Source organism: Ferrovibrio sp., assembly GCF_017994015.1.
Lineage (GTDB): Bacteria > Pseudomonadota > Alphaproteobacteria > Ferrovibrionales > Ferrovibrionaceae > Ferrovibrio.
In genome coordinates, this window is sequence record NZ_JAGOLP010000092.1 from 1 (window position 1) to 8,490 (window position 8,490).

Sequence of the window (8,490 nt, forward strand, 5' to 3'; positions counted from 1 at the left end):
CAAGGTGACGCTGGAGGAATTGGGCGAGCGGCTGCGCTTCAACACCATATTTTGCAGCTTGGCGAAGGCCTTGGTCTCGATCTGGCGCACCCGCTCCTTGGTCACGCCCAGCCGCTCGCCCAATTCCTCCAGCGTCACCTTGTCGTCGTTCAGCATCCGCTCGGAAACGATCAGCTGTTCGCGCGGGTTGAGCTGTTGCAGCGATTCGGTGAGCCAGGCGCGGCGCAAGGCGCCGTCATGGCTCGATTCCACCTGCTGCTCCGGATTCGGACCCGGATCGGGCAGGAAATCCTGAAATGCCTCGCCGCCCTCCTCGCCACCAATCGGCTCGTTCAGCGAATGGTCGCGGCTGCTCAGCCGCATCGCCATGGCCGAAACCTCATTGGGCGACACCTTGAGCGCCGTGGCGATGGCATTGCGATTCTCGTCGTCCAGCGCTAGGCCGCCGCCGGCATTGCCGCCCTCACGTTCCAGCTTGGCGCGCAGCCAGCGCAGGTTGAAGAACAGCGCCTTCTGGCCGGCCGAGGTGCCGGAGCGCACAATCGACCAGTTGCGCAGCACATATTCCTGCATCGACGACCGAATCCACCAGGCGGCATAGGTGGAAAAACGCACACCGCGTTCCGGGTCAAAGCGGTTGATCGCCAGCATCAGGCCGATATTGCCCTCCTGGATCAGGTCGGCCATCGGCAGGCCGTAATTGCGGAACCGGCCGGCAGTGGAGACAACCAGGCGCAGATAAGCCGAAACCATCTGCTGCATGGCCTGCTGGTCGCCCTGCTCCTTCCAGCGCCGGGCCAGGTCCAGCTCTTCCTCTTCGCTGAGCATGGCCTTGTTCATCACGGTGGACAGATAGCGCCGGTCGGCGCCTTCCAGACTACGGCTCGGGGTATTGCGCAGGCTCATTTTCACATCCTCCATCGACTTTCGCACCACACCGCACTACCATTGCACTTCAATGAAACGCCGAAGCGCGGCGGAGTTAGTGTCGGGTCGCTATGATCCTGCACCTGGAAGCCAAATCGCGCAACGGGTAATTTCGAGTCGATACGAACTTGTGATGCTGATCACACCCGATCCCAAGCCGCTGCCCGACACGGACTGCCCGGAACCCGAAACCGGCGCAAAAACCATGCTTGCCCAACGGGTTACGCTACTGCTGGATCGTTTGGGGCGGCTGACGCGGGAATTGCAGTTCGCCGATGGCCTGAACCCGGCGCAATGGGAAGTGCTGCGCTTTCTGGCCCAGGCCAATCGCTATTCCCGCACCCCCTCGGCACTGGCTGATTACCTTGGTTCGACCAAAGGCACGGTGTCGCAAACCCTGATCGCGCTGGAAAACAAGGGCCTGATCGACCGGGTGAAAAAGACCTGCGACCGGCGCGGCGTGGAATTGCACCTGACCTGCGATGGCAAGGCCATGCTGGCCAAGGATCCGATGCGCACCCTGGAACGCGCCATCGACGACATGGCCAGCGACTGCGGCGGCATGCTGGTGCGCGGCCTCTCAAAGCTGCTGTATGAATTGCAGAATCGCCATGCCGTGATGCAGTTCGGTGTGTGCCAGGATTGCTCGCTGTTTTGCGTCAAGGGCGCCGAGATTGCCGCCGCCAAGCATCAATGCGGCAAAACCGGCGAGGCGCTGAGCGACATGGAAAGCGGCCAGCTTTGCGTCAAATATCAGGGCGTGACGGCAGATGGCGCAGATTAAAAACTAAATAGTAAGAGCTTTCACGAAAGCGAGAGCAGCTGCAAAAACGCCAATTACCAAGCCAATCAACTGCCATGTGGTTGGCATAGCAGACACCCGGCCTTTAATCTCAGCGATATCAACATTAATTTTCGCCAAGACAGGTTCCATGCGTGTCAGCATATCTTTTATCTCTTTTGTATCGGCCTCTAATTTTGCAACACGAGCATCTAAACCCGGCGGTAGGCCACCATCATTCCCTGCGCCGCCACCATATCCCCCTGCCCCGGATCGGCCGCGCCGCTCATCGAGGGAGTATATTTGCCCCGCAGAATCCGGAAGTTTCGAATCCTGATCGTTAGCCATCAGATTTGTCGCCCCCTGCCAGTAATTTTTTTCTCAAATTGGCGCTCCAGTCAGCATAAGATTTATGTGACTGCACCACCTCTTGAAAGAAATTCTCAGCCTTTTCAGCCCCGCTCAATTTATTGGCCTTCACAATCTCAACCAAAGCCCCGATTGTTTCGCTTTGTGCAAAAACCAGGGCATCCAGATAGTTCAAAATCTCCCCCAGATGCTCATGAGGGTTAATCTGTGGGAGTTTATGTTCAGTCTCGTCCATGCAGACAATCTAATCATGATCATGAAGTTCAGAAAAGTGTTAATGCCAGACGGAACCGCCCCTTGCTTATGTTGTGGCGAAGGCATTAGCCTAACCGCTGTTTGAAACCAATCCAGACCAATAAGCCAGGAAACGACGATGAAGTTCACCGGTACCGATTCTTATGTCGCGACCAATGATTTGATGGTGGCGGTGAATGCAGCCGTGACGCTGGAGCGTCCGCTGCTGGTAAAGGGCGAGCCGGGCACCGGCAAGACCGTGCTGGCCATCGAGATCGCCAAGGCACTCGGCGCGCCGCTGCTGACTTGGCATATCAAATCCACCACCAAGGCGCAGCAGGGCCTGTATGAATATGATGCCGTGTCGCGCCTGCGCGACGGCCAGTTGGGCGAAGAGCGCGTGCGCGACATCGCCAACTACATCAAGAAGGGCAAGCTGTGGGATGCCTTCACCGCGCCGCAGCGCCCGGTGCTGCTGATCGACGAGATCGACAAGGCCGATATCGAATTCCCGAACGACCTGCTGCTTGAACTCGACCGCATGGAATTCTTTGTCTACGAGACCGGCGAGACGATCCGGGCCGAGCAGCGCCCGATCGTCATCATCACGTCCAACAACGAGAAGGAATTGCCGGACGCCTTCCTGCGCCGCTGCTTCTTCCACTACATCCGCTTTCCCGACCGCGAGACCATGGAGAAGATCGTCGAGGTGCATTACCCCGGCGTGCAGAAGACCCTGGTGCGCGATGCAATGACCGTATTCTACGAATTGCGCGAAACGCCCGGCCTGAAGAAGAAGCCATCAACTTCTGAATTGCTCGACTGGCTCAAGCTGCTGATGGCGGAGGATCTGCCGCCCGAGGCTTTGCGCACCAAGGAACAGGGCAAGCTTATTCCGCCGCTGGCTGGTGCATTGCTCAAGAACGAGCAGGATGTGCATCTGTTCGAACGCCTGGCCTTCATCGCGCGGCGCGAAAGCCGCTAGGCCCCGGTTCAGCTTCTGCCCGGTCAGGGAGGCTCGGCATGTTCATCAACTTCTTCCTCGAACTGCGCAAAGCAAAAGTGCCCGCCACCTTGCGCGAATACCTGCTGCTGGTCGAGGCGATGCAGAAGGGCGTGCCGAATTACCGCGTCGAGGATTTTTACTACCTGTCGCGCTCGGCCCTGGTGAAGGATGAGCGCAACCTCGACAAATTTGACCGCGTGTTTTCCCAGGTCTTCAACGGCCTGGAATTTGTGTCTGATGCGATCTCGGCCGATATTCCGGATGAATGGCTGCGCAAGCTGGCGGAGCGCACGCTGAGTGAAGAAGAAAAGGCGATGATCGAGGCGCTCGGCGGCTGGGACAAGCTGATGGAGACGCTGAAAAAACGCCTGGAAGAGCAGAAGGAACGCCACCAGGGCGGCTCAAAATGGATCGGCACGGCCGGCACCTCGCCCTTCGGCGCCTATGGCTACAATCCCGAAGGCGTGCGCATCGGCCAGGATAAATCGCGCAATCGTCGCGCCGTGAAAGTGTGGGACAAGCGCGAATACAAGAACCTGGATGACAGCGTTGAACTCGGCACCCGCAACATCAAGGTGGCCTTGCGGCGCTTGCGCAAATTCGCCCGCGACGGCGCCGATCTGGAGCTGGATATCCCCGACACCATCCGCTCCACCGCCAACAATGCCGGCTATCTAGACCTCAAGCTGGTGCCGGAGCGGCATAACAAGGTGAAGGTGCTGCTGCTATTCGATATCGGCGGCTCAATGGACGACCATATCAAGGTCTGCGAGGAATTGTTCTCGGCGGCGCGAACCGAATTCAAGCATATGGAATTCTTCTATTTCCACAATTGTGTCTATGAGAAGCTGTGGAAGGATAACCGCCGCCGGCACAACGAATTCCAGCCGACCTGGGAAGTGCTGCGCAAATTCCAGAGCGACTACAAGCTGATCTTTGTCGGCGACGCCACCATGAGCCCCTATGAGATCGTGCAGGCCGGCGGCAGCGTTGAGCATTGGAACGAAGAGTCTGGCGCCACCTGGATGCAGCGCCTGCTCGACACCTGGCCCAAGGCGGCCTGGCTCAATCCGGTGCCGGAGAAATACTGGGACTTCACGCCTTCGGTGCAGGTGGTGCGGCAATTGATGAAAAACCGCATGTTCCCGCTCACCCTGGGTGGCCTGGAAGGCGCGATGAAGGAATTGAATCGCTGAGCCGGCTCAAGCAGCTCCGGTTTGCAGCGTTGCCGGCTCGATCGTCTTGAAAAAACCCGTCACCGTGTGGCCATCCAGCGATAACGGCAGGATCAGCCGCACATAGCTGAACTGCATGCCATCCAGCGCCACATAGCTGCGCCGTGCCAGGCTTGGCTGCCGTAGATTGGCCACCTGCTCCATGCTGGCATAGACAATCGCGGCATCATGGGTGTTGAAGAAATTGCCGAGACGGCGGCCACCGGCATCTGCTGAGGTCCGTTCGCCAACATAATTGCCTGCCAGCCGGACCCGTACATCACGCTCTTCCGGCAGGTAGTCCAGCAGCATCGTGTAGGGCATCACATCGGGCGGCAACGCCTCCACTTCGATCACCGCCGGCAGGGCCGGGGCGGCACGGCCCGGCAGGCTGCGATGTGCCGCCAGCCAGGCGGCATGGCAGGCCGCCAAAGATGGAAAATCCGCCAGATCGGCAAGCGGCAATTCCTCATAGCCCCGCAGGTTCAGCGGCTGCATTGCTGCCGCACCAGCATTGTTAGGCATGGGATCATTCATCTGCATAATCCAACTGAGTTGCCGCCGAAACAGGAAATAGTACGCTGCCTGTCCCGCGCCATCGCCGGCTGCCGGCATATGCAAATGTTAATACGCTCATGCGTCATATTCCCGTTTCCCCGCAGGCCAGCGCTTTGGCGGCATAAAAATCTCTGGGTCAAATGCGGCATAACGCTGACTGACCAACCGCAGCAGATCTTCCAGGTCTCGCAGCCGCGGCCCGTCGCTGCGCATCTGTGCCTGATTCCAGCGCGCCAGTACGGCCTCAATATCCAGCGCAAAGGCTCGCAACAGATTTATCTGCGGCCAGACCCGCTGCCTGGCATGATCCGCTTCCACCAGCAGACGGTTCACATCAGCAACCACAGCATCACAAATCATTGCACGTTCGGTGCCCCAGATCGCCACCTGTCGTAACTGCAACGCCCCGCGCCGGGCCAGATCGCCAGCGGGGTCGGCATTGTGCCGCACGGAAAACTGCGCCATCTCGCCTACTGTTCGCTGCAAGGCACTGGTCATGCGGCGCAGCCAGTCCACCCGGGCGATATCAACGATCACATCGCGCATGCGCTGCTCAATCATTTCCACATCCAGATCGGGCAGCAACAACTTCACCAGCCGGGCAATCTGGTGCAGTTTTTCAGCATCCGAGCCGGGCGGCGGCAACTCGGCTTGCGGCGAGGCATCAAGCAACGGCAGTTGCAGGGCGCGCCACAGGGTGACGGCGCCGCGCTGCACCACATGCTCCTTTGGCATCCAGGAGGGCCGGCCATCAAGCAGTTCAGACGGCACCGGATTGCCAACCTGGATGCTGCGCATGTAATTCAGTGCCGGCGACACCAGTTCCAGCAATTGCCGATCCGGATGGGTCGGCGGCAGGTTGAGGCTGTTTACCAGGGCATCCAGCGACAACGCCCCCTTTAGCTCGCCAAATTGCAGCGCAAGCGTCACCTCACGGTTCTCACCGCGCATAAAATATGAGCCCGGGCGGCGCAGTTCGGCATGGCTGAAGCTAAAGCTGCGCGGCTTCGCTGTCGTATCCTCGTCTGCGATATTCATTCACGCCAATTCAAAAAAACTGATCTGCCAACCCCATCCGGTTGCAATAAATGGTTTGTTGCGGCCCTGCGTCAAGATCAAGGCGAGCCAGGCGGCAGCTCTGTCAGGCTGGCTCAAGCCACGCCACTGCGCTCGTCATCAACGATACGCACAAAGAAGCTGTCCTGCGGCGGCAGCAGGCGTTCAAGATGGGCGCGCGCCGCTGCATGGGTTGGCGCCGGCACTTCGTAATAGCGGCCCTCATTCCACTGATAAGCAGCATCCGAAAGCTGCATGGCGCGCTGGCCGAGCTGCGGATTGTGGACCACCAGGCGCCAGGGCGGGAAGCGCGGATCAACACCTTCAATCGGCGTGGCGGTGTAGATGAACGGCAGATCGGTTTCGGCGTGGCGCATTTCCAGCGATTCGAGCTCGCTGCGGGCGCGGGCTATCTGCTGGTCGAGATCGGCCACCTTCTTGCGCTCGTCGCTCAGCGCCTCGTCATAATGGCTCTGATCCTTCTCGGCCTGCTCGCGGCGCGCAATCACGTCCTGCACCTGCAATTCCACTGAGCGCCAGCCATCACGCAGACGCTCGGCCACAGTCAGCACAATCAGCAGGAACATGCCGAGATTGGCAGCAACAACCAGGGTTTCGATGACATCGCTGAGCGTCATTGCTACAGCTCCGTCAGTTTGAGTTTGCCGGTGAACGGCCGGAATTCGATGATCTGGCCCTGTGCGCCAACCCAATGTTTGATCAGGCGTTCGGCATTGGTCTGGTTCTGGCCCCAGACGACAAAGCGGGCATAACGCCGGCCATGCACGCCACTTCCGCCTGAGCCTTTGCCGTCAAAAGGCGGCACATGTGCCGGGCCAACCGCCTTGGCATAATAGCCCATCGTGCCGGCAATCGGGATGCCATGCTCGTAGACCGTCATATTGCGCGGGTCGGTGAGCTTGATCTCCTCGGCCATTGCCGCGCCATGCTCGTTCTGCAATTGCAGCAGCGTGCGTTCGCGCTCGGCGCGGCCCTCCTGCTCCTGCTCAATCTGGCGCGACCGCTCGCCGACCAGATCATAGATTTCCCGAAGGCGGTCGTTTTCCTCGTCGAAACGCAATTCGCGGCGAGCATAATGCTGCGCCGCCTCCTGCAACCAATTGCCCGCAAGGCCAACGATGAAAAACAGGCCGATAACCGGCAACAAGGCGAGCACCATATCGCTCAGCGTCATGGCGATTATGTTTTCCTGCTTGGCCAAATGGGCGATTCTGCCCGAGGCATGACTGTGGTTGATTCATATACACGAATCAACAGTTGAGTTTTGGTTAAGACCAAGCAATTCAGCCTAGTATGCCACCCCAACAAAAAAGGCCGGGAGTTGCGCTCCCGGCCCCTTCGTAATCGCTTGTAGGCTTAGCGCTTCGAGAACTGGAAGCTGCGGCGGGCCTTCGGCTTGCCGTACTTCTTGCGCTCGACCACGCGCGGATCGCGGGTCAGGAAGCCCTGGGCCTTGAGCGCCGGACGCAGGTCCGGCTCAAAGTAGGTCAGCGCCTTGGAAATGCCATGACGCAGCGCGCCAGCCTGGCCCGACAGGCCGCCACCAACAACGGTGGCGTAGATGTCGAACTGGCCGACCCGGTTGGTCAGTGCGAAAGGCTGCTGCAGCAGCATGCGGAGCACCGGACGAGCAAAGTAATCGTTGCTTTCCTTGCCATTCACGATGAACTTGCCGGCGCCGGGCTTGAGCCAGACGCGGGCGATCGCGTTCTTGCGCTTGCCAGTGGCATAGGCGCGGCCGAACTTGTCGACCTTGCGCTCATGAACGGGAGCTGCGGGAGCCGCAGCGGCAACGGCCGTGGCCTTGCTCAAATCGGCGAGAGTGCGTGCCTCGGCCATGATCAATCGATCCTCTTGTTCTTCGGATTCAACGCGCCCACATCAAGCACTTGCGGCTGCTGCGCCTCATGCGGATGCTCCGTACCCTTGTAGACGCGCAGCTTGGTCAGCTGGCGGCGGGCCAGCGGGCTTTCCTTCGGCAGCATACGCTCAACCGCCTTCAGGATGACGCGCTCCGGAAAGCGGCCCTGCAAGCGCTGACCGATGGTCGCACCCTTCACACCGCCCGGATAGCCGGTATGCCAATGGAACACGGATTGCTGCGCCTTACGGCCGGTCACCCGCACCTTCTCGGCGTTGATGACGATGACATGGTCGCCGGTATCGACATGCGGGGTGAAGATCGCCTTGTGCTTGCCGCGCAAACGCTTGGCAATCAGGCTGGCGAGACGACCGAGCACCAAGCCTTCGGCGTCAATCAGCACCCACTTCTTGTCGACCTCGGACTCTTTAGCGGAAAAGGTCTTCATTGCACTATCCTGGAT

The 8,490-nt window shown here is 59.5% G+C and carries 12 protein-coding genes; 3 read left to right on the top strand and 9 right to left on the bottom strand.

Annotated elements, in window-relative coordinates; all coding sequences use genetic code 11:
- Window positions 1-906 (bottom strand): RNA polymerase factor sigma-32 (locus tag KBB36_RS20040; protein WP_290985365.1); only part of this gene is annotated, 906 nt, incomplete at its 3' end.
- 154 nt (window positions 907-1,060) lie between these two features.
- Here KBB36_RS20040 and KBB36_RS20045 point away from each other — a divergent pair.
- Window positions 1,061-1,711 carry a MarR family transcriptional regulator gene (locus tag KBB36_RS20045; RefSeq protein ID WP_290985368.1) on the top strand — a complete coding sequence of 217 codons (651 nt, stop codon included), beginning with the start codon at window positions 1,061-1,063 and terminating at the stop codon, window positions 1,709-1,711.
- A gap of 3 nt (window positions 1,712-1,714) precedes the next feature.
- Here KBB36_RS20045 and KBB36_RS20050 read toward each other — a convergent pair whose 3' ends face one another.
- Both KBB36_RS20050 and KBB36_RS20055 read right to left on the bottom strand, forming a co-directional pair.
- Complete coding sequence (locus tag KBB36_RS20050; protein WP_290985371.1) at window positions 1,715-2,056, bottom strand: hypothetical protein; 342 nt, start codon at window positions 2,054-2,056, stop codon at window positions 1,715-1,717.
- Complete coding sequence (locus KBB36_RS20055) at window positions 2,049-2,312, bottom strand: hypothetical protein (RefSeq protein ID WP_290985374.1); 264 nt, start codon at window positions 2,310-2,312, stop codon at window positions 2,049-2,051. Before KBB36_RS20055 ends, KBB36_RS20050 begins: the two co-directional genes overlap by 8 nt.
- Before the next feature lie 138 nt (window positions 2,313-2,450).
- On the opposite strand from KBB36_RS20055, the gene KBB36_RS20060 reads away from it, so the two are divergent.
- The gene (locus tag KBB36_RS20060; protein ID WP_290985377.1) at window positions 2,451-3,296 is read left to right on the top strand and encodes a MoxR family ATPase; all 846 of its coding nucleotides are present in this window, start codon (window positions 2,451-2,453) and stop codon (window positions 3,294-3,296) included.
- Between the two features lie 38 nt (window positions 3,297-3,334).
- Window positions 3,335-4,513: a VWA domain-containing protein gene (locus KBB36_RS20065; protein ID WP_290985380.1), complete on the top strand. Its 1,179-nt coding sequence runs from the start codon at window positions 3,335-3,337 to the stop codon at window positions 4,511-4,513.
- Window positions 4,514-4,519: 6 nt separating this feature from the next.
- Here the strand turns inward: KBB36_RS20065 and KBB36_RS20070 are convergent, their stop codons facing one another.
- The 6 genes from KBB36_RS20070 to rplM all read right to left on the bottom strand — a co-directional run bounded on the left by KBB36_RS20070 (window position 4,520) and on the right by rplM (window position 8,475).
- Complete coding sequence (locus KBB36_RS20070; protein WP_290985383.1) at window positions 4,520-5,056, bottom strand: hypothetical protein; 537 nt, start codon at window positions 5,054-5,056, stop codon at window positions 4,520-4,522.
- A 108-nt stretch (window positions 5,057-5,164) separates the two neighbouring features.
- On the bottom strand, window positions 5,165-6,127 hold the full coding sequence (locus KBB36_RS20075; protein ID WP_290985385.1) for a hypothetical protein: 963 nt from the start codon (window positions 6,125-6,127) through the stop codon (window positions 5,165-5,167).
- A gap of 113 nt (window positions 6,128-6,240) precedes the next feature.
- Window positions 6,241-6,783 carry a hypothetical protein gene (locus tag KBB36_RS20080; RefSeq protein WP_290985388.1) on the bottom strand — a complete coding sequence of 181 codons (543 nt, stop codon included), beginning with the start codon at window positions 6,781-6,783 and terminating at the stop codon, window positions 6,241-6,243.
- 2 nt (window positions 6,784-6,785) lie between these two features.
- On the bottom strand, window positions 6,786-7,340 hold the full coding sequence (locus KBB36_RS20085; protein ID WP_290985391.1) for a hypothetical protein: 555 nt from the start codon (window positions 7,338-7,340) through the stop codon (window positions 6,786-6,788).
- 182 nt (window positions 7,341-7,522) lie between these two features.
- Entirely contained in the window at window positions 7,523-8,005 is a 483-nt protein-coding gene (gene rpsI, locus KBB36_RS20090) for a 30S ribosomal protein S9 (RefSeq protein WP_290985394.1), read from the bottom strand.
- Between the two features lie 2 nt (window positions 8,006-8,007).
- Window positions 8,008-8,475, bottom strand: a complete 468-nt coding sequence (gene rplM / locus KBB36_RS20095) for a 50S ribosomal protein L13 (RefSeq protein ID WP_290985397.1) — start codon at window positions 8,473-8,475, stop codon at window positions 8,008-8,010.
- Window positions 8,476-8,490 lie beyond the last annotated feature (15 nt).

What these genes read in the sequence shown, in the direction of transcription:
- KBB36_RS20070 (WP_290985383.1), bottom strand. Translation starts at nt 5,056, where the DNA reads ATGCCTAACAATGCTGGTGCGGCAGCAATGCAGCCGCTGAACCTGCGG.
- KBB36_RS20055 (WP_290985374.1), bottom strand. Translation starts at nt 2,312, where the DNA reads ATGGACGAGACTGAACATAAACTCCCACAGATTAACCCTCATGAGCAT.
- KBB36_RS20060 (WP_290985377.1), top strand. Translation starts at nt 2,451, where the DNA reads ATGAAGTTCACCGGTACCGATTCTTATGTCGCGACCAATGATTTGATG.
- KBB36_RS20080 (WP_290985388.1), bottom strand. Translation starts at nt 6,783, where the DNA reads ATGACGCTCAGCGATGTCATCGAAACCCTGGTTGTTGCTGCCAATCTC.
- KBB36_RS20075 (WP_290985385.1), bottom strand. Translation starts at nt 6,127, where the DNA reads ATGAATATCGCAGACGAGGATACGACAGCGAAGCCGCGCAGCTTTAGC.
- rpsI (WP_290985394.1), bottom strand. Translation starts at nt 8,005, where the DNA reads ATGGCCGAGGCACGCACTCTCGCCGATTTGAGCAAGGCCACGGCCGTT.
- KBB36_RS20050 (WP_290985371.1), bottom strand. Translation starts at nt 2,056, where the DNA reads ATGGCTAACGATCAGGATTCGAAACTTCCGGATTCTGCGGGGCAAATA.
- KBB36_RS20045 (WP_290985368.1), top strand. Translation starts at nt 1,061, where the DNA reads ATGCTGATCACACCCGATCCCAAGCCGCTGCCCGACACGGACTGCCCG.
- KBB36_RS20065 (WP_290985380.1), top strand. Translation starts at nt 3,335, where the DNA reads ATGTTCATCAACTTCTTCCTCGAACTGCGCAAAGCAAAAGTGCCCGCC.
- KBB36_RS20085 (WP_290985391.1), bottom strand. Translation starts at nt 7,340, where the DNA reads ATGACGCTGAGCGATATGGTGCTCGCCTTGTTGCCGGTTATCGGCCTG.
- rplM (WP_290985397.1), bottom strand. Translation starts at nt 8,475, where the DNA reads ATGAAGACCTTTTCCGCTAAAGAGTCCGAGGTCGACAAGAAGTGGGTG.